The following is a 17,738-nucleotide window of genomic DNA, read 5'->3' as shown; positions in this document are numbered from 1 at the left end:
CTTGGATTTTGGCGTGCCTCTTTGTCGTCAGTCGTACATATAAGTTCAACTGAGCTTGACCACGCGATGAGTTCGACCCGCCCGTAAGTGAGCTGAGTTGTTCCATTGAATGACAGAGTCTTGGTGGTTGACGCTCTGAGCGCTGGACGAGGGCAGCGTGCCACATCTCGTGACTCGATTGGCAGTGGGCCTAGGACTGTGGCCGGAGTCCTAGAAAAGCGAGGGGTCAGCTGCAGGATACATCGAGTAGAGGACCTGCTCTCCAACAATCGAAAGATGACTGGGTACGATGTACTTGCAGTCAGTGCAATGACCATGGACCTGGCTGCTGTTGAGCAGCTGGTCCGGACGTGGCGGAGGCAGTCCAGACATGGCCCGGTACTGGTGGGGGGTCCCATCGCGTCAGACCCACTCACCCTGCTCAGGGAGGTTCGTCCTGACCTGGTAGTGATTGGGGAGGCAGAGCTGACACTGAGGGAACTACTTGATGCAGATGCGCTGGCATCACAATGCAATCTTGAGGACGTGAGAGGGATTGCGTATCTGAGTCCGCATGGGCCTAAGATCACGGCCCCAAGACCTCTGGTTCCCCCTGACCGGCTGTCTGACACTGTCACGCCCTCCACGACGAGAATCGTTGACTACGCGACCTATCAGGCAAGCAAGGTGTATGTGGAGGTCTTGAGAGGGTGTTCCAACTATCGCAGACCGTCGATGAGACTGCCAAACGGCCGTCTGTGCAATGAGTGTGGCAACTGCGAGTCGGAGGATCCGATGACTCGTCTCGACTGTCCACAGGGCATTCCACCCGGCTGTGGTTTCTGCAGTGTGCCTGGCACCTGGGGGCCACCCAGGTCTCGAAGCGTAGAGTCGATTGCCCGCGAGATTCGTGAGCTGGTTCAGCTTGGTGTTCATCGTGTCGTCCTCGAGGCGCCGGACTTCTTGGACTACTTCAGGGCTCCCTATCCGTTGACTGACCCATGCCACCCACGAGCAAACCTTGATGCTATTCGCAGTCTTCTGTCCACTGTGACGCACATTGAGGAGTTCCGGAATGGCAGCTGCCACCTCTCAATCGAGAACATTAAGGCCTGTCTTCTTGATGACCGAGTAGCCGAACTTCTCTCCGAGCTGCTCCCCGGTAGTCGTCCAAACATTGGTGTGGAGACCGGTTCTGCCAGTCACATGAAGCGCATAGGAAAGTGCGGCTCGCCAGATGACGTCATACGGGCCGTCAGGACCGCCCACGCACACGGGATGAGCCCCTTCGTCTACTTCATCTACGGACTGCCGGAGGAATCCCCCGAGTCGGTAGCAGAGTCTGTCGCTCTCATGAGACAGCTCAGTGAGGCAGGGGCCGGAAGGATAATCCTCTACGGCTTTCAGTCTCTTCCATGTACCGCCTTTGATGGCTTCCCAGACTCGAACAGGAACGACCCAGTCGCCAGTGCCCTGCGGAAGGAGGCAAACCGCATCAACCTGTCCAAGAAGGAGGACTACGTGGGGCGGCTTGTTCGAGGGATTGCGGCCGAGCCCTCCTGGGAACATTTCGGCCAGACAATCGTGTACGGTCTTGAAAACGGTCCAATGATGACGGTGACCGGAGGCTTCTCGCCCGGCACTGTCGTCACCGTGAGAGTGACCTCTGTAGTCAGCCCAAGTCTTCTAGCCGGTGAGGTCATACCAGAAGCTGACACTGCTGGCAGGCACTGAAGCAAACCTTCATATTGTCAACCAGTTGTGCGGTCTTGGGAATCACGCATGGTCTATGTCTGTCATAGTTGCCACAAGGAAGTGACCAGGGAAGGGCTTCAGACACTACCTGGTGTGAAGTGTCCCTACTGTGGAGGCAGGATTCTCTACAAGATCCGACCGCCAGTTGTCAAGCGTGTGACTGGCATCTAGTCGTCAGTGTTCTCGTCACGGTCCGACTGTCTATCAAGGTCTGTAGAGCAGATACACTGCGGCCACTGCGGAGAGCAAGAACAGGGTCAACAGCAGGAGTGACAGGACCTTCTTCCTTGTTGCATGTCGCATCTAGATGTCCTCCTCTCCCACTAGTATCCTTCCCAATTCCATGAGACCATCCGTGCCTCGTATCTCCCTGTCAAATAGTGGCACTTCGACGATGTCCAGGTCATGATATATCTCCCTTATGTCGGCCATGTTCGTCTTCTGCATCTCATGCCTTCTGCTACAGAACGCACAGGTCGGATTGGGTGGCACAAGCTGGTTGACAATCAGGTTGCTCACTGGGATGTGCCATGTGTTCAGGCTTGCAATCAGCCTCTGGGTCTCAAACAGTGCCATTGCTTCCGGAATCATCACTACTACGAACTGCGTCACCTCTGGGTCTGAGAGCTCAACCCTCGCAGCACGTATCTTCTCCTTGGTCTGCTGAAGCATCTCCCATGAGTTGTCCTCCTGAGGTTCGCCGCCCATCATTGCGCGGAGTCCCGAGAACATGCCGCTTAGCCTCTGTCTGAGGGTCAGTATCTTGCCAAGCCATGTGTCCAAGAGGTCTGGCAGCTCCAGTAGCTTGAGTGTGTGACCAGTGGGTGCCGTGTCGAACACGACTCTGTCATAGCTGTTATCGCCGATGAACTCGAGCATCTTGCCAAAGGCCATTGCTTCGTCTGAACCGGGTGGTGTCATCCCCTCCATCCCGCCCAGAAACTGGGTGGCCATCTCCATCTCAGGTCCCGGTGAAGCTCCACTCAGACTGTCTTGGAACTCCTTCATTCCCTTCTCAGTATTGATCTCCATACCCCACAGGTTGTTGAACCCCTCGATAGGTATTATCTCTCCGCCCGACAGGTTCTGGTCAAAGCTGTCGCTCAGGCTGTGGGCAGGGTCGGTAGATATCACAAGTGTTCTGAGACCGTGTCTGGCTGACAGGACTGCAATCGCGCCTGCACAAGACGTCTTGCCGACACCCCCCTTTCCTCCACTTAGGATGAAACGGACGTTTGGATTGAAGACGATGTCCCGGATGGTCACTTCTATGCCTCTTCTGAACCACCTGCTGAATCCGTAATAACTCTTTCATCAGGTCAGCTCACGCACAGAGAATGAACTGGCTCACGGATGGAGTGAACGATGCGGCCATGCTGCTACTGATTACATGTCTGGAATGGGACTGCATCTGCGCCAGACTGGTCGGTCTCTGCGGCAGATGCGTGACACCGCACGAGCTGTGAAGTCAAGAATACCTTTAAACGCAGCACCTCTGACGACCACTCTGCGAGAGGTCCGACATGTCCTTCCCTCAGGTACGAACCACTGCATGGGAGTTTCCGTCGACGCTTCTTAGTCTAATGGGTATGGCCATACCTGACGGTATGCCGTCTCCGTGTGAAGAGCTGACGCAGCGGTTCAGTCCCAAGGCCATTGTACTCATTGCTATCGACAACTTCGGTCTCTTCGAGGCCGTTGTTCACAAACCTGAGGCACTGATCAAGTATATGGAGGCTCTTGCTCTCATCGAGACCGACGACCCGTACGCAGTCCCTTTGCTCAACACGGTCTTCAGAGGGTCGCAGACCAGTCATCTACTGGACCGTATCCGTGAGTATGGCAAGATTGTACGCATAATATGTCGGGAGGACGACATGGAGACATTCGGTTTCAATCCTGCATATACCGTGAAGACCCGTGACGACATGACCACATACATCGAGTCGACCAAGTTGATTGCAAAGAGTGACCTGCTGTTTCTTCACTTCCTCGACTTTGAGAGTCTCTACGCTCAGTACGGTCAGAAGACGCCTCCCACCACCCTGCTGGAGAAGATTGTGCGGAGGACTGACAACTGGATCAAGGTCCTTCTCAGGCAAGCGCGTCAGGACACGCTGTTCATCATTCTGGGCAACCACGGACGCCATCCAATCCCGCTGGACTACGAGGGAAAGCTGGCCGAGTGGCGCAAGGCGAACGCACCGATTGCCATAATGCTGCAGAAGCGAGGCAGCATCTGAGCTGTCAATGAGAGGTGTCTATAGAAGCGCTGGCAGTCCAAAGGCGACAGTTATGGCTCCCAGTATGAGGCACAGGCGCCAGAAGTTGACTCGGGCAGCAAGTCTAATTAGCGCCTCCATGGACAGTAGTCCGAAGAAGAAGACCACCGCAATTATGAGCATTAGGTCTGGCGGCGAGATGCTGGTCACTCCGTGTCCGAGCAGCACCTCTAGACCGAGTATCCCCAGTACTGCAGGCACGCTCATGATGAAGCTGAGTCGGAACGCAGTATTCTTGTCGATTCGCTGCATGAGAAGCGCTGAGATGGTCAGACCAGACCTGCTCAGTCCCGGTAGCACGGAGAAGCCCTGCGCCAGTCCGGCAAGCAGCATGTTCTTGTCTGAGGCCTCGTGCTCGCTTGTCTGAGTGGTCATGTCCACGCCCCTCTTCCCTGGAAGGTACAACATGAGCGCGGTAACAATCAACAAGCCGCCCACCAACATGTTCAGTAAATCTCCTGTGGCTGCAGTCACAACCGTTCGGAGTGTGAAGTATAGCGGGATAGCTACGGCGGCTGTGGCAGCGGTGGCAATGAGCAGTTGTCGTAGTAGTCTCCGGTCTCTCAAAGTCACCAGACTCACAATGTCCCGAGGATAGCGAGCCACAACGGCCATTGTGGTTCCCAAGTGTAGCCAGATTGCTAGTGAGATCACATCCTCGTAGTTCACGGCTCCCGTGCTGTATAAGAAGAGCACTACCTGACCTTCACTGCTGATGGGGAGCCATTCAACGAGCCCTTGAATCACTGCCACAAGCAGCTGCCACAGTTCCATGTTCTATTTCTCCGCTCTTGTCGAGCGTTGACAATGTTTTTTAACATGTTCTAGAGGGTCCCGTTCTGTGAGGATGGCAGCAAATGGTTCTCGACAATGGGCGATATATCAGTAGTGAGCTTGCGAAGATGACGCAGGTCCTTGACGAGCACTTCAGGATTGCGTCGTCTGCAATAAAGGTGCTAAGCAGTGCAATTGCGAATTGGCTGGACGATGGAAAGACGGTCAGTCCAGAAGACCTGGCGAAGATGACCGAGATGGAAGTCAAGGGCGACGAACTCAAACGGACCATTCTCAACAACCTTGCCTCCGCAAACACACTGATGCAACGCGAGGACCTTCTCAGACTGGTACACTACAACGACAAGCTGATTGACGGTGCAGAGATAGCCTGCTATCACCTTGCGGCCATAACACATGTGTGGCGCCCTGAAGGCAAGCTCAGAGAGAAGGTGTCCGAACTCAGCACGATGATTCTTGAGATTGTGTCCCATCAGAGAGAAGCCATCCGTTTCCTCTCAATCAACATCGAGACCTCCATTGCCAAGACTGACGACATATGCAGGACTGAGAAAGCGATAGATGCGGTAATGAGGGATGTCTGGGCCCTTCTGTACCCGAGTAAAGTGCCGCTGGAACAGATCCTTCATATGCGCGACTTTGTCAACGTGCTTGAGGAGATTGCCAACTTCAGTGAGGATGCTGCCAACACAATCCGTGGCATCTCTCTGACGCTCAACACGTGACTGCCGGAGTGTGTCCATTGATGTCCGACGGCACAGAGGGACCAGCCGAAGCAGAGCTGGTCGGAGAACGTGCCATCGTCTGGAATCCTAGTCAGGGCATGTGGTTGTACGCACTAGGATACTTCGGTCAGCCGGTGGGCATCAGAAAGCCGAAGTCAAACGTCTTTGACAAGCCCTTGGAGCTGTCACTCCTTGAGTGTGTGTACCTTGTCAAGAAGGGACTGCTTGCAGTACATGACTCTAGTGTTGACCGATACTTGAGCGAAGAGGAACTCATCAGTCTGGGTCTTAGACGATGGGATGAGTTTCGGGACAGGGCACTAGTCTACAACGAGCTCAGGGAGAGAGGTTACGTGATTCGGCCGGGTCTTAAGTTCGGGACTGACTTTGCAGTCTACGAGAAGGGCCCCGGGCTTGACCATGCCCCCTTCCTAGTCCACGTCATTCCCCAGAAGAGAGGTGTCTTGCCACTGGACATCGTGAGAGCTGGTCGCCTCGCCACCAGCGTCCGCAAGAAGTTCATAGTTGCGACAGTCAAAGAGACTGGTGAGATTGCCTACTACTCCTTCGTCTGGCACAAGCCATAGATGAGATGACTCCGCTCCTCGCGTGAGCGCTAGTTCCTGTCGTGCAAGCCTACGGAGCAGCAGCTGATCGAAGTGCAAACCAAGTATGACGTCTGGTTCGATTAGCCCCTCTGAGCAACTCGCTTCTCACAGCGACTGGCGCGTGCCTATGTAATCTTCTTCTCGCGGAGCTTCTTCACGTACTTTCGCGGTATTGCCGACGGGTCTTCTAGGTCCTCAGGTAGGACCACTGATTCCAAGTCCAATCTTGTCGAGTTGCGCTTGCACTTGCCTTCAGGTGTCATCTTTCTCTCAGCACAGTAGCTGTATTGGCACCACGCCCCGTCGCATGTATCGTCCACCATCACGCACCAGAGTCGTTTCTTCCCCCTCTCCTGTACCACCTTGAGTGCAGGCGGTCTTGCCTCACATTTGAAGCTCTTGCATGAGGGAGAACAGTCAGGCAGGTCTGTCATCGTAGTCTGGCCTCCTTTCGGCCATCAATTCCGTTCATATCTTCTCAGCTTGTCTTATCATCTCATCCAGCCGCTTCTGGCCGCCTTGAACCACTCTGATCAGCCGGTCGCCTCTCCTTCTCAACTCCTCGTATGAGTCATCGGCCACCTCGCCAATCTTGTGTCTGGCATCTAGTCGGCTCATTTCTCGGTCCATCTCCTTAAGTCGTTGTTCAAAGGCCTTGAGCCAACCCTTGGCCACCTTCAGTGCCGTCTTGCGGTCGCTGTCAAGTTCTTTCAGCCGCGAAGTGAGCTGCGTCTTTTGCTCCCGGACCACTGACGCATCCAGAGTCTCTGCTGCTGCTTCCAGCTTCTCAAGTTTCTTGCGCTGGGAATGGATGTCCTTCAGTATGCTCTCCAGGATGACCTCACCGGACACCCTCCCGAGTTCCTCTCTGCGCGACTTTAGGCTCTCAAATGACTCCTTCAGCTCCTCGGCTCTTCGCGTCAGCACCGCCTTGTCGGCCTGTGTCAGCTTTAGAGCCTGTCTGGTTGCCTGAATGACACCAATCATGTGGTCAAGTTCAGCATCTATCAGCTCAAGTTCAGAGCGTGAGAGCAGCAGCGCAAGGGTCATTGAGTCTATGCCGTCAATCTGGACACCAAAGTCCGGCAATGCGACCTCATCGAGGTCACTTTTCGTCTGGTCTTCTGAAGGCTCAGGTTCCACCTGTCCATCAGCCACAAGTTCCTGTTGCGAGGTCTCCTCTGCAGGAAGCAGTTCGGTGGGAAGTGGGCTGCCGCAGTTCTTGCAGAAACGGCCCATCGGGACCTCAAGACCGCATGCTGGGCAGAGAACACTCGGTTTTGGCATCAGACAATCTCGCCACTCGGGCCGTGTGTGTGGACCCCACAGGTCACTCTCGCATCTGGACTAGACTAGTTTGGCAAGACGGGCTGCTGCCTCGTCAAGCTTGGCCTTTGAGTTGACAATCGAGTCGGCACCATAGTCTGGCAGGACCTTAAGTTCCTCTACGAGAAGTGCAATCGCCTTCGTTGGGTCAATCTCCTTCTTCTCCAGTGAACCATCCGGGAATGTGATGGATGCTTCCACCCATTTCTCCTTCGTGCTGTCCGCTGGAAACAGGCAATAGATGTAGTCGTCATTGCTGCAGATGAACGAGGGAGTGTTCTCCCATGCTTGTGCCAGTAGAGCACCGAAGGCTTTTGCATTCTCAGCCTTGTTCGACATTTAAGACTCACCGAAAGACAGGCTAGATGAGATTACGGCTAGGATGCAGTTTCTGCTTATTTGTCTTGCTGGTGAAGAATACCTGTTGGGGCGTCAGGTGCCGCGCAAGAGTCCGCAACCTCTATAAGGCTCACACATCGGCTTCCACACGGAGAATGTGCTGAGATGTTCGAAGAAGTCCGTCCTGAGATGCGGGCTCTGATCTTCTTCATGGTTGGACTGTCCCTACTGGGAATTGGCATCTTGCTGGACCAGATTGCCGCTGTCCTTAGGATGTTCGGGTCGTGAACGACTCGGGTATGCAACAGGCGCCAATAGTCGGACGGTCTTGGAAATCGCTGAGTGGTGCCTATGTGTCTCCTTGCGGAAACGGAGCGCCTGAGGTCGGCTCGACACCTCATAAGGCCTCCAGGAGTGACCGCAGACTCGTTGCACGAGGGCGACATGACTCCTATGTCCAGCACGGTCCAATCAGAGATGAACGGCAAGTGATGGCTGTTGAGTGACATTGACGAGATAGTGGGTGTTCTTCACAGGTTTGATGGAATCACCCGGAAGTACGTCCTCCCAGCCATAATAGGGCGTCTTCGTAAAGAGTCCTACGCGGGGGTCTCCGAGCACACTCTAGGCGAGGACTCGGCGGCCATTGAGGGAGGCTCTGCAGACACCGTCCTCCTGACAACTGACTCCATTGTGGAGGAACTCTGTGTCGCACATCCCCGAGCCGCAGGCTTCAACGTCGTCCTCGCTTGTGTCATGGACATCTATGCGGCAGGTGGCATCCCCACCTCGTTCGCTGTTGCTCTGTCGTACTCCTCCCCCTCCATTGGAGAGGAGATGCTGCGTGGCCTCATCGAGGCATCACATACCTTTCGAGTACCCATCGTGAGAGGACACACCAACCCCCAGTCCCGCTCGACATATGTGGTCGGTTCTGCCACCGGGAGAGTTCGCAAGAAGGACTTGCTCACCGCAGGCGGCGCCCGTCCCGGTGACTCACTGGTCCTGATCTTCGACCCTGCGGGTCAGCGGGGCGTCCACTATCGCTTAGGCTGGGACTCGGTCACTGGTCGTAGTGCCGATGTCATAGGTCTCCGCCTCTCCACCATGAATGCACTGGCCAAGGCGCACCTTCTGAGTGCATCAAAGGATGTCTCAGTTGCAGGTCTGATAGGGACTTCCGGCATGATGCTTGAGTACTCAGGTGTAGGCGGGCTGGTCGACCTTGACAGTGTAAATGCAAGCCGACCGATTCCCATCCCACTCATTGACTGGATTCGAATGTACCTGTCTTTGGGTTTTCTTGTCTCGGTAAGTCAGGGAAGAATTGAACAGGTCACCAAGTGCGTCAACAAGCATGGGATGCGTGCAGTATGTATTGGGTCAGTGGATGACTCATCGTCACTCCGCGTCAGCTACCAAGGAGAGGAACGTGTTGTCTTCGACTTTGAGAGGGGACCCGTTCTCACTCCCAGATGAGATAATGTTATAATTGTGCTCCCAGTCCCACACATGAAGTGGCATACCTTGGAGAAGTCTGAGAAAATCTGCAGCGTCCAGGGCTGTGACAAGCCCTCCAAGAAGTCTTTTTCAACAACGCGTATTGGTGAGACCCTCTCTCGTTCAGGGCTCAAGACAAAGGACCCCCGTGCACGGAGAGTGTATCTCTGTGCGGACCACTACAAGAAGATAAAGAAGGCCTACAAAGAGGACACGAAGCCCGAAAGAATGAGATGGGGTCACTGACTGGTCTTGCTGGCAGGTACTCGTATTGGATCTCGGAAGACTGCAACCGGTCTGGAAGTTGTGGATTGAGAAGGACGGCGAATATGTCTTCGGAGCTGGTACATTCAAGCTTCTGAGGGCTGTTCAGACGACCGGAAGCATCGCAAAGAGTGCAGAGAGCCTCGGCATGTCGTACAGGTACGCATGGGGCCTAATCCGAAATGTGGAGGCACGGCTTGGTACCAGGGTTGTGGAGACCCATCGAGGTGGCAGTACGACTGGTGGACTCACTGGTGGTGGTGGTGCCAGAGTCACAGAGGCAGGCATCGCACTGATGGAGCTGTACGCCCGTGTTAGCGAGGCGTTTGAGAAGGCTATGGACAATCTCTCATGAGAACCTTATCTGAATCGCCTTGTTGGGGCAGTGGCTCTTGCATTCAAGACACATGATGCAGTCCGGAGAGTACATGTGCTGATAGGGGAACCTTCGTATCCTGATGTTCATGGGGCACACAACTTCGCACACATTGCAGGTGTCAGGAGTACATCTTGCGGGATTGCGTCCTATGCCGATCAGAGAGTCTCTTGAGAAGACCCCATAGAACCAGCCAGCTGGACACAGCCAGCGGCAGAACCACCTTGGCACCCAGAAGGACACTGCGAATACCAAGAACACAAAGATGATCTGCAGCCATGCGATGGGACCAAAGGTCATCAGGTACCAGAGGGTGTTGACGCTGTTGGGCCAGTTCAGCTCAGTCATCCTGAAGAAGAGTATGTATGCAGGGTTGAACGGGTCGAATGGGGCCTGTGCAAAGATACCAAGTATCTTCTCGAGGTTTGCAGCATTGCCCGTGATTCTGCTCACCCCCATCCAGATCGCAAACAAGATGACGAGGAAGAAGAGGTATCCTTTCACTCGTCTGAGTTCCGCCTCAGTGTTCGGAGAGGGTCTGACCTTAGTCCGTTTTGGAAGCGTACAGAAGTCTTGGATGGTACCAATCGGGCATATCCATGCGCAGGGTGCTCTGCCCAAGACTGTGAGGATTATGATCATTGCTCCCAATGTGAAGAATGGGAACGCCCCTGCAGTCAGCTCTCTCTGGAGTGTGTCGAACGAACCAGCAATTGCTGCAAAGGGGGCCTCGAGAGGAGCAATTATGGGCAGTGTTGGAAGGGCCGTCCTTACGGCTTGCCAGAAGGCGAGTAGTGCCTCTCCACCTGTCCAAGAGGCGAGGATGTACGCGTTTATGCCTACGAAGAAGAAGATTTGAACAAGCCTCCTGAGCATTCTGACGTTGAAGAATATCCCCACAAGATTGCCCCTTCGAGACTTGGTCTCCTTTGGAGGCTCGGTTGTGGGTTTCTTGACCTTCTCGTCCTGTTCGAGGTCACGTTCTTCCTCAGTCTTGTCGAGCTTGTCGGCATCGTCTGCCATGGGTGTTCAGACCTCGCCCTACGGCGTTGGAAGGCGAAGACCTGAGCCGTCATTAAAAACGTTGTGTCTTAGAGGCAGTTGTGTCACAGGTCACCTTGCTGAACAGCAGCCAGTCCGTATTTGAATTGGCGACCTGTGCCCGTAATGTTGGCAAGAGAGTCGTTTCAGAGTCTGGTGAACTCCACATGGACATAGACCCCCGAGAGAGTGACAGACAAGACATGGGGGCCCTCTGCCGTCGGTGCTATCAGGGCCACCTCGTGGTCATACTCCTTTGACCACACCACGGGTGTGCCTCCATCTCTTGAGTAGGTTATGCTAAGCGTGTGGCCAAGGGCCGTCACGGTCACTCCTGCTGGTACAGACACTTGTATCGAGTATGAGGCGGCACTGCCATTGTCCACCCGAAGCGTGGCGTCATGGACCCGGCCTGCAAAGGCGGAGGCCATCTCAAGTTGTGTTGCGCCGTTCAGCATGTCCACAGTATGTAGCAGTATCGGTACACCCACAACTATCACCGTGGTCAGACCCACAGCAATAAGCATCATCTTCTCGAGGGACCTTGAGACCATAGCCATGAGTGGTCCCAGTCACCCAATAAACCCGTCGTGTCTAACAAAGGTTTAACACAGACCTGTATCATCCCCCCTCATACTACCATGACAGGTCTGACTCCAGTTCATGTCGGTCTGGTGGGCCACATAGACCATGGCAAGACCTCTCTGGCCCGCGTCCTCAGCACAAAGGTGTCCACAGCAGGACTGGACAAGCATCCACAGGCCCAAGAGCGAGGAATAACCATTGACCTTGGCTTCACCATGTTCACCATGGAGGACTATCTTGTCACTCTGGTGGACGCACCGGGGCATGCCGACCTCATCCGCAGTGTTGTCGCGGGCGCCGGCATAATTGATGCGGCTATTCTTGTCGTCGCTGCAGACGAGGGACCGAAAGTGCAGACGGGTGAGCACATCATCGTGCTTGAGGCAATGGGTGTCGAGAGTGTTCTTGTAGCCATAACAAAGACTGACTCCGCGACAGCCGCAGCTGTCCACGCGGTCGAGAACCGTATGAGGGCCATCATGGCTGAGACATCTTTCAAGACTGTGGAGTACGCCCGTGTGTCTGCAGTCACAGGTGATGGTATCGACTCGCTAAAGGCCAAGCTGCTGACCATCCTCCGGCCCAAGAGACGTGATCCGGCAGCACCACTTCTGATTCCCATTGACCATGCCTTCCTGGTCAGAGGTCACGGTACTGTGATGACTGGTACAGTCCTTCAGGGGCGGTTACGCACAGGGGACACTGTAGAGCTGATGCCTCAGGGGGCTGTCGCAAGAGTACGTTCCATACAGACATTCGGCACGGAGAGAGAGGAGGCCTCAGCTGGCGACCGGGTGGGAGTGAACGTCCCAGAGATACACCACGAGACCGTCCATCGTGGGGACTATCTCTGCTCTCCAGGCAGCATGAGTCTGTCCGACAGTCTGACAGTGGATCTGTATGTCAGTCCACTGTACAGAGGCAGCATCACCAAGAGAATGGTCCTGACCGCGACAGTCGGCATTCCGACAGTCACAGCGGAGCTGGTGCCGCTGGAAGCGACGGAGAGAGGCTGGGTTGTGCTCGACCGGGCCGAGGGCCCAAACATCACGGCCGCACTGCTGCTCGCCGAGAGACTCCCGGTCCCTGTAGGGTCCAGGGTGCTGCTCATGAGGTCCGACCTCCCTCCCACGCAGATGCGAGTGGTTGGGTCCGGACAAGTAACGGCGACTCATGACACACTCCGTCTCCTGCAAAAACACGTCCGAGTCGGGCGAGTACAGCGCGTTAGAGCGACTGACGTGCTGGTTGAAGGCCTGGCCACCCGGCGTGAGTCTGCAGAACTCCTGATCAACCGAGTCGTTCACACTCCAGCTGGAGTTCAAGGGCGACTCGTCGAGGCCTTTGGTACGAAGGGCGTCATGGTGGCTGTCTTCGACTCGATGCCCACCACGGGCACTGATGTACTGTACGAAACATATACCGAGGAGGAATACCGCTTTGGAAGACGAGATTGAGAAGCGAATCAGCGAGGTCTTGCCGCCTCACATGGCAGTCCGTGGACTGACTACTCTAGGTGCACTGTTGAACCCTGTGAAGGATGTCATCAACAGGAGGCACTTTCCAAAGAAGGCACTGGACGACGTCCAAGTCGAGTGGCTGATTCGCATCCTTTCATCTCTGGACTCGGACAAGGACCCTGAAGCTGCTCGAGTGGGAGAGCGGGAGGGTCGAGCTGCCTCTCCACTCATCGGTCGTCTGTCTCTGGGGTTCAATCATGGCATTGGACGCAGCGGACATGTGACCAATCCTCAACCCAAGGCGGTTGGTGCTTCACTGATGCAGAACATCGCCAACACAGTGGCAGTCGACGCCATACGCAAACTCGGTCTCAGTAACGTCCGACATGGGTTCGTGGTGCCGCTGTCGACCGGTATGACCATTGCCCTTGTCCTCGCCGCTCTGCGACGTGAGTTCGGGGTGCGTCAGGTGCTCTATCCACGACTGGACCACCTGTCTCCGAAGAGGGCCATTGCCATGGCTGGCCTTGAAGAAGTGTCCATCCCGAATCTGATTGAAGGGGATGCAGTGCAAACCGATCTGAGTGCTCTTGAGAGGCTCATGCGGCCGGACAGTGGCCAAGCCGTACTTGCCACGACCACCTTCTTTCCGCCGCGAGAACCCGACCCGGTAAAGGAGATAGCACGACTCTGTGCCGAGAGAAACACTCCCCTTGTAATCAACAATGCATATGGGGTCCAGTCGGCTCAGGTCATGGCGCTCATCCGGGCCGCAGTAGACGCCGGACGGGTGGACGCCATTGTTCAGAGCAGCGACAAGAACTTCCTTGCACCAGTGGGCGCCTCCATAGTTGTATCACCACACAGCCAAGTCATCGAATGGACGGCTGCCACCTATGCGGGACGTGCGTCAGCGGCGCCTGTAGTCCAGACGCTTGCAGCCATGCTGGTGTTGGGAGAAGAGGGCTATGTTAAGCTGCGGCAGGAACAGACTGAGAACCGAGCGTTCCTCCAGTCGCGCATTGAGGAGATTGCCTCGACGACGGGTCAGAGGGTACTCGATGTGGTGAGTCCAATCGCCTGTGCAATGACTGTGGGTCTTGATGACGCTCGGAGACTCGGGGCCTATCTATATGAACGAAGGGTCACTGGTCCTCGTGTTGTGGTCCGGGGTGAGTTCGGTGCCTGCGTGGACAACTACCCTGAGAGCTACGTGGTGGTCAACTCTGCCATTGGAGCAAGACGCGTGGACGTTGAGAGTGCATCCACGAAACTTCTTAAAGGGCTCACATCCCTCCCAGAAGGGAGCTAGAGAGCACGAGGGATGCCCGTGGAAGACTTGACACAGTACTCAAAAGCCGCTCGTACGCTGAGCTACTCGCACCCGGAGTCTGCGGTCATATTCAAGATAGCGTGGAATGCCGTAGCCTCTCGGCCGGGGGTTCTCCTTGAGGAGTACAGCGAGGCTGAGAGCCAGGTGTTCAAGGGCAAGGCTCACTTCTCACTGAAGATTGGTGACAAGCCCTTTGCAGTGAATGTCTGGGTGGATGAGTCTAAGAAAGAGGTTGAGTTTGTGGTCTGGTCGCGGGACAAGTCCGATGCAGAGTCGCTCCTCGGGGAGCTGATGACGCAAGTCTCGTCTCAGGTGTCCAAGTACAATGAGCTTCCTGATGACAGCAAGCAGCGTGTCAAGCGCGCACTGCTGGCCAAGATCTGCTGGGATCGCCTTGTGTTTGCTATTCTTAACAAGGCCCCCCTGGACGATGTGTACATGCAGATTGCTCATGGCAGAGAGATGTTCATCAAAGCCACTGAGGGCGAGGAACTTCATCCGCTGGCCCTCACCACCAGCGGCTGGCTCAGGCAGCTCGAGCCACTGCCAAGGTCCGATCCTCTCCCCGGTGGACTCGCGACCGAGCTTGCCAAGAAGTCAGTGGAATGGAAGAAGGACACACTCTCAGTGCTCTCAAAGTACCTATAGCATGGCGCAGTGGTATGTCTCATCAGAGGCCCCCCAAAGGACTCGTGGTCGAGTCCCGTGGGCTTCAAACCCATGATCGCGCAAGCGATGAGAGTTCGATTCTCTTGGGGGGCCGCCATCGAGGTGAGTCCTCTGTAACGGCCTATCCTTCCAACACTCTTCTCAGTTCTGACTCGAGAACCCGGACGGCGTCAGATGCATCGACATCTTCCCTGACCGCCCACTTGAGAACCCTCTTTCGTATGGCGTGCACTCGCGTGTCAGTCCTGAGGGCTCTGTTGGCAGAGAGCATCTCTGTCATCAGCGACCGCATGGCCAAGTCCAGTTCCATGTGAGTCGAAACGCGAGTTGATGACGGAGGTCGGTCTGCTGGCCTCAACTCTCTCAGTGCTTCGACCACCCGGACAGATGCTGCCTCAGCATTCTCCTCGGAGAGGTTCACAGTCACTAGAGGGGTATCCCAAGCGTACTTCTCCCCGGGGATGTCCAGTCTTCGAGATATCCTTGATATCACGTCTGGAGGCAGCGGTTGTTCCCTCTGTCTGTTCCAGTCCAGAGCCACGTCCAGTGGCGTGCTCACATACACGACGGCGTAGAGGCACCCGTTCTCTAGCGCTAGGGTCCTGAGTTCGTGGCGCATGCTCACATAGTAGTTAGTGTCATCATGGACAACTGAGATTCCCTCTTCGAGCAGTCGAGCTGACTGCTGGAATGCCGCCATCCTGACCCCTGTTTCATTCTCTGGTCTGAATTCTCTGTAGTACTCGCTGTCTCTCCATCTATCAGTACTGACTACTGCGGCTCTAGGTATCTCCGGTCTTGCAGCTATGGCTTTCGCAAGGGTTGACTTGCCTGAGGCAGGTATTCCACAGACTGCAAGTAGGAACTGCTTCATGTCAGCAGACAGTATACTGAACATGCAGAAGGAGTTTGTGTTCACTCGTCATGAGTGGAGTCTGTGGCTCCACTCTATGGCTTGATAGTGATCTGGAGGCTGTTCGCAAGGTCCTTGTAGCGGTTCCTCACAGTCACCTCAGTCACGTTAGACGCTTCTGCTATCTCTCTCTGCGTGCGTCTGTCATCCTCGATAATCCCTGCAATGTACAGTGCAGCTGCGGCCAGACCACCGGGGTCCTTTCCAGCTGTGATGCCTCTACGACGAGCCTGGTTGATTATCTCCATGGCGCATCGCAGTGTCCTGCCTTCCAGTGCCAAGTCTGCAGAGATTCTGGGCATAAGGTCGTTTGCAGACGGGATTGGCACCTTGATTGGCACATTCCTGAGTACGAGTCGGACGCACTGTCCCAGCTCCTTTCTGTTCACGCGGGCTTCGGTGACTATCTCATCGAGTTGCCTTGGAATGCGGTGGATGCGGCATGAGAGGTAGATGGTCGCTGCAACCATGCCTTCAATGCTTCTGCCACGCACGAGTCTCTTTCCAAGAGCCTTTCGGTAGATGAGAGCAGCGGTCTCCTTGGTCTCGCTGGGAATGCCCAGTTGTGAGGTGAGCCGGTCCATCTCACTCATGGCAATGCTCAGGTTCCTGTGCTGTGAACTATGGACAAGAGTGCGAATCTGCCACTTGCGCATTCGGTAGATTGCAGCACGACTGTTTGCGGCGATAGACCGTCCATTTGCGTCTCTGTCGCTCCAGCCTATCGTCGTGGCAAGGCCCTTGTCTGCCATTGTGAGCGTCATGGGTGAACCAGTCCTGGCCCTTGCGTTTCTCTCTTCGGCTGTGAATGCCCTCCACTCTGGGCCTGCATCGAGTATCTTGTCACTGATAACGCAGCCACACGTTGTGCAGATAGTCTCACCACGCGTGTGGTCTTCATAGAAGTCACTACCGCCGCAGATCGAACACAATGCCATGCCATATTGAGTGTCAATCATGGCCTTCGCTGGTCTTGCCATAGTGCTCACCTTTCTTGCTCAGCTCTGACTCGGAACTTGACCCTCAGTATCGAAGGGCACAATTAGCAAACAAAATGCCACTCCGAGCAGAGTTGCTCTCGAACCGCAAACAAAGGTGCTTAAAAATTTAAGCATTTGCGAACTATTGTACGGACGTAGAAGTATGAATGTGGGGCGGACTCGAACCGCCCCGGAAACTGTCTTCGCATCACGGTGTCCTGTCTGTGCTCACTCGAGACAGGTCCAGCTCTGTACTATTGCCTCGGGAATTATGTGTATGTTCTCGTAGTACTCGACGCCCGACTCAAGGACTGTCTTGGCAAGCGCGATCTTTACCGTGCCGTCTTTCCGACCAAGGACATAGCCTGCTAGGTACTGCATTGGCACTGTCTGCTTGTCCGCATCCTCCTTGGTCATCGCGCAGCACTCCACTTGGGCGCTCTGATATGCCACCTCTACTAGTGGATGGTCCTGACATTGTCCCGCTCTGTTCAGTTCCCTCACCCTCCCATCGAGATTGCTCTCCAGGGCGATTCTCTGCACTGCAGACACGTCATAGTGGAATGGCTCTCCGTGAACCTTGTGTACTGAGGGCGCTATGAACAAAGTCTTCCCATGGACGGGCTCCACGCTGTCTCTGCCCGAGTCGACAAATCGCTTGTCTTCACTCTCACCCACCATGTATCTGACATGGTAGTGCTTGGCATCCACAGGCTTCTCTTCTTCGCCTTCCCTCACCTTCACAACAATTTCATCCCATATCTCTACGGGCTTGAATGGATTCATGGTTGTCTCTGTCATTCTCGCA

The 17,738-nt window shown here is 55.1% G+C and carries 21 protein-coding genes and 1 tRNA gene; 12 read left to right on the top strand and 10 right to left on the bottom strand.

The features are described 5' to 3' along the window. The first annotated feature begins 105 nt into the window (after positions 1 to 105). A complete protein-coding gene (locus tag HXY34_11060) occupies positions 106 to 1,713 on the top strand; it encodes a B12-binding domain-containing radical SAM protein (protein NWF96668.1) in 1,608 nt (535 codons plus the stop codon). Positions 1,714 to 1,761: 48 nt separating this feature from the next. After that, positions 1,762 to 1,905, top strand: a complete 144-nt coding sequence (locus HXY34_11055; protein ID NWF96667.1) for a DNA-directed RNA polymerase subunit P — start codon at positions 1,762 to 1,764, stop codon at positions 1,903 to 1,905. Between the two features lie 132 nt (positions 1,906 to 2,037). Here HXY34_11055 and HXY34_11050 read toward each other — a convergent pair whose 3' ends face one another. After that, positions 2,038 to 3,000, bottom strand: coding sequence for an ArsA family ATPase (locus HXY34_11050; protein NWF96666.1), 963 nt, complete (start codon positions 2,998 to 3,000; stop codon positions 2,038 to 2,040). A 257-nt stretch (positions 3,001 to 3,257) separates the two neighbouring features. Between HXY34_11050 and HXY34_11045 the strand changes: the two genes are divergently transcribed. Beyond that, on the top strand, positions 3,258 to 3,977 hold the full coding sequence (locus tag HXY34_11045) for an alkaline phosphatase family protein (GenBank protein ID NWF96665.1): 720 nt from the start codon (positions 3,258 to 3,260) through the stop codon (positions 3,975 to 3,977). An 18-nt stretch (positions 3,978 to 3,995) separates the two neighbouring features. Here the strand turns inward: HXY34_11045 and HXY34_11040 are convergent, their stop codons facing one another. Next, entirely contained in the window at positions 3,996 to 4,790 is a 795-nt protein-coding gene (locus HXY34_11040) for an undecaprenyl-diphosphate phosphatase (GenBank protein NWF96664.1), read from the bottom strand. Between the two features lie 83 nt (positions 4,791 to 4,873). Here HXY34_11040 and HXY34_11035 point away from each other — a divergent pair, with 83 nt between their 5' ends. Both HXY34_11035 and endA read left to right on the top strand, forming a co-directional pair. Then, on the top strand, positions 4,874 to 5,536 hold the full coding sequence (locus HXY34_11035) for a DUF47 family protein (protein NWF96663.1): 663 nt from the start codon (positions 4,874 to 4,876) through the stop codon (positions 5,534 to 5,536). Positions 5,537 to 5,556: 20 nt separating this feature from the next. Next, positions 5,557 to 6,123, top strand: coding sequence for a tRNA-intron lyase (gene endA, locus HXY34_11030; GenBank protein ID NWF96662.1), 567 nt, complete (start codon positions 5,557 to 5,559; stop codon positions 6,121 to 6,123). A gap of 146 nt (positions 6,124 to 6,269) precedes the next feature. Here endA and HXY34_11025 read toward each other — a convergent pair whose 3' ends face one another. Genes HXY34_11025 through HXY34_11015 form a run of 3 tightly spaced genes read right to left on the bottom strand, consistent with a single transcriptional unit; the run spans position 6,270 to position 7,809 of the window. Then, positions 6,270 to 6,578 carry a hypothetical protein gene (locus tag HXY34_11025; GenBank protein NWF96661.1) on the bottom strand — a complete coding sequence of 103 codons (309 nt, stop codon included), beginning with the start codon at positions 6,576 to 6,578 and terminating at the stop codon, positions 6,270 to 6,272. 34 nt (positions 6,579 to 6,612) lie between these two features. Then, complete coding sequence (locus tag HXY34_11020) at positions 6,613 to 7,431, bottom strand: hypothetical protein (GenBank protein NWF96660.1); 819 nt, start codon at positions 7,429 to 7,431, stop codon at positions 6,613 to 6,615. A gap of 60 nt (positions 7,432 to 7,491) precedes the next feature. Continuing rightward, complete coding sequence (locus tag HXY34_11015) at positions 7,492 to 7,809, bottom strand: hypothetical protein (protein NWF96659.1); 318 nt, start codon at positions 7,807 to 7,809, stop codon at positions 7,492 to 7,494. A gap of 498 nt (positions 7,810 to 8,307) precedes the next feature. Between HXY34_11015 and HXY34_11010 the strand changes: the two genes are divergently transcribed. The 3 genes from HXY34_11010 to HXY34_11000 are packed head-to-tail and all read left to right on the top strand — an operon-like array spanning position 8,308 to position 9,928. Beyond that, positions 8,308 to 9,288, top strand: a complete 981-nt coding sequence (locus HXY34_11010) for a hypothetical protein (protein NWF96658.1) — start codon at positions 8,308 to 8,310, stop codon at positions 9,286 to 9,288. Between the two features lie 48 nt (positions 9,289 to 9,336). Next, complete coding sequence (locus HXY34_11005; GenBank protein NWF96657.1) at positions 9,337 to 9,555, top strand: hypothetical protein; 219 nt, start codon at positions 9,337 to 9,339, stop codon at positions 9,553 to 9,555. 25 nt (positions 9,556 to 9,580) lie between these two features. Next, positions 9,581 to 9,928, top strand: coding sequence for a LysR family transcriptional regulator (locus HXY34_11000; GenBank protein ID NWF96656.1), 348 nt, complete (start codon positions 9,581 to 9,583; stop codon positions 9,926 to 9,928). Here the strand turns inward: HXY34_11000 and HXY34_10995 are convergent. Beyond that, positions 9,923 to 10,972: a 4Fe-4S binding protein gene (locus tag HXY34_10995; protein NWF96655.1), complete on the bottom strand. Its 1,050-nt coding sequence runs from the start codon at positions 10,970 to 10,972 to the stop codon at positions 9,923 to 9,925. The two genes, HXY34_11000 and HXY34_10995, sit on opposite strands and share 6 nt — an antisense overlap. A 164-nt stretch (positions 10,973 to 11,136) precedes the next feature. Next, positions 11,137 to 11,550 carry a hypothetical protein gene (locus tag HXY34_10990; GenBank protein NWF96654.1) on the bottom strand — a complete coding sequence of 138 codons (414 nt, stop codon included), beginning with the start codon at positions 11,548 to 11,550 and terminating at the stop codon, positions 11,137 to 11,139. A gap of 81 nt (positions 11,551 to 11,631) precedes the next feature. Here HXY34_10990 and selB point away from each other — a divergent pair, with 81 nt between their 5' ends. The 4 genes from selB to HXY34_10970 all read left to right on the top strand — a co-directional run bounded on the left by selB (position 11,632) and on the right by HXY34_10970 (position 15,134). Continuing rightward, complete coding sequence (selB, locus tag HXY34_10985; GenBank protein ID NWF96653.1) at positions 11,632 to 13,032, top strand: selenocysteine-specific translation elongation factor; 1,401 nt, start codon at positions 11,632 to 11,634, stop codon at positions 13,030 to 13,032. Then, positions 13,016 to 14,347 carry an O-phosphoseryl-tRNA(Sec) selenium transferase gene (gene spcS, locus HXY34_10980; protein NWF96652.1) on the top strand — a complete coding sequence of 444 codons (1,332 nt, stop codon included), beginning with the start codon at positions 13,016 to 13,018 and terminating at the stop codon, positions 14,345 to 14,347. The genes selB and spcS overlap by 17 nt, the downstream gene beginning before the upstream one ends. An 18-nt stretch (positions 14,348 to 14,365) precedes the next feature. Next, positions 14,366 to 15,016 (top strand): hypothetical protein, encoded by a 651-nt coding sequence (locus HXY34_10975; GenBank protein ID NWF96651.1) that lies wholly within the window; start codon positions 14,366 to 14,368, stop codon positions 15,014 to 15,016. 27 nt (positions 15,017 to 15,043) lie between these two features. Further along, positions 15,044 to 15,134 (top strand) — tRNA-Sec (locus HXY34_10970). Positions 15,135 to 15,158: 24 nt separating this feature from the next. Here HXY34_10970 and HXY34_10965 read toward each other — a convergent pair. The 3 genes from HXY34_10965 to HXY34_10955 all read right to left on the bottom strand — a co-directional run bounded on the left by HXY34_10965 (position 15,159) and on the right by HXY34_10955 (position 17,731). After that, complete coding sequence (locus HXY34_10965; protein NWF96650.1) at positions 15,159 to 15,911, bottom strand: AAA family ATPase; 753 nt, start codon at positions 15,909 to 15,911, stop codon at positions 15,159 to 15,161. A gap of 74 nt (positions 15,912 to 15,985) precedes the next feature. Continuing rightward, positions 15,986 to 16,888, bottom strand: a complete 903-nt coding sequence (locus tag HXY34_10960; protein ID NWF96649.1) for a transcription initiation factor IIB — start codon at positions 16,886 to 16,888, stop codon at positions 15,986 to 15,988. A 270-nt stretch (positions 16,889 to 17,158) separates the two neighbouring features. Continuing rightward, positions 17,159 to 17,731, bottom strand: coding sequence for a hypothetical protein (locus HXY34_10955; protein NWF96648.1), 573 nt, complete (start codon positions 17,729 to 17,731; stop codon positions 17,159 to 17,161). Between the last annotated feature and the right edge of the window lie 7 nt (positions 17,732 to 17,738).

The sequence above is a fragment of the Candidatus Thorarchaeota archaeon genome (assembly GCA_013388835.1).
Classification (GTDB): domain Archaea; phylum Asgardarchaeota; class Thorarchaeia; order Thorarchaeales; family Thorarchaeaceae; genus JACAEL01.
The sequence above is the reverse complement of the archived record's forward strand: the minus strand, read 5'-3'. Positions and strand labels throughout refer to the sequence as shown.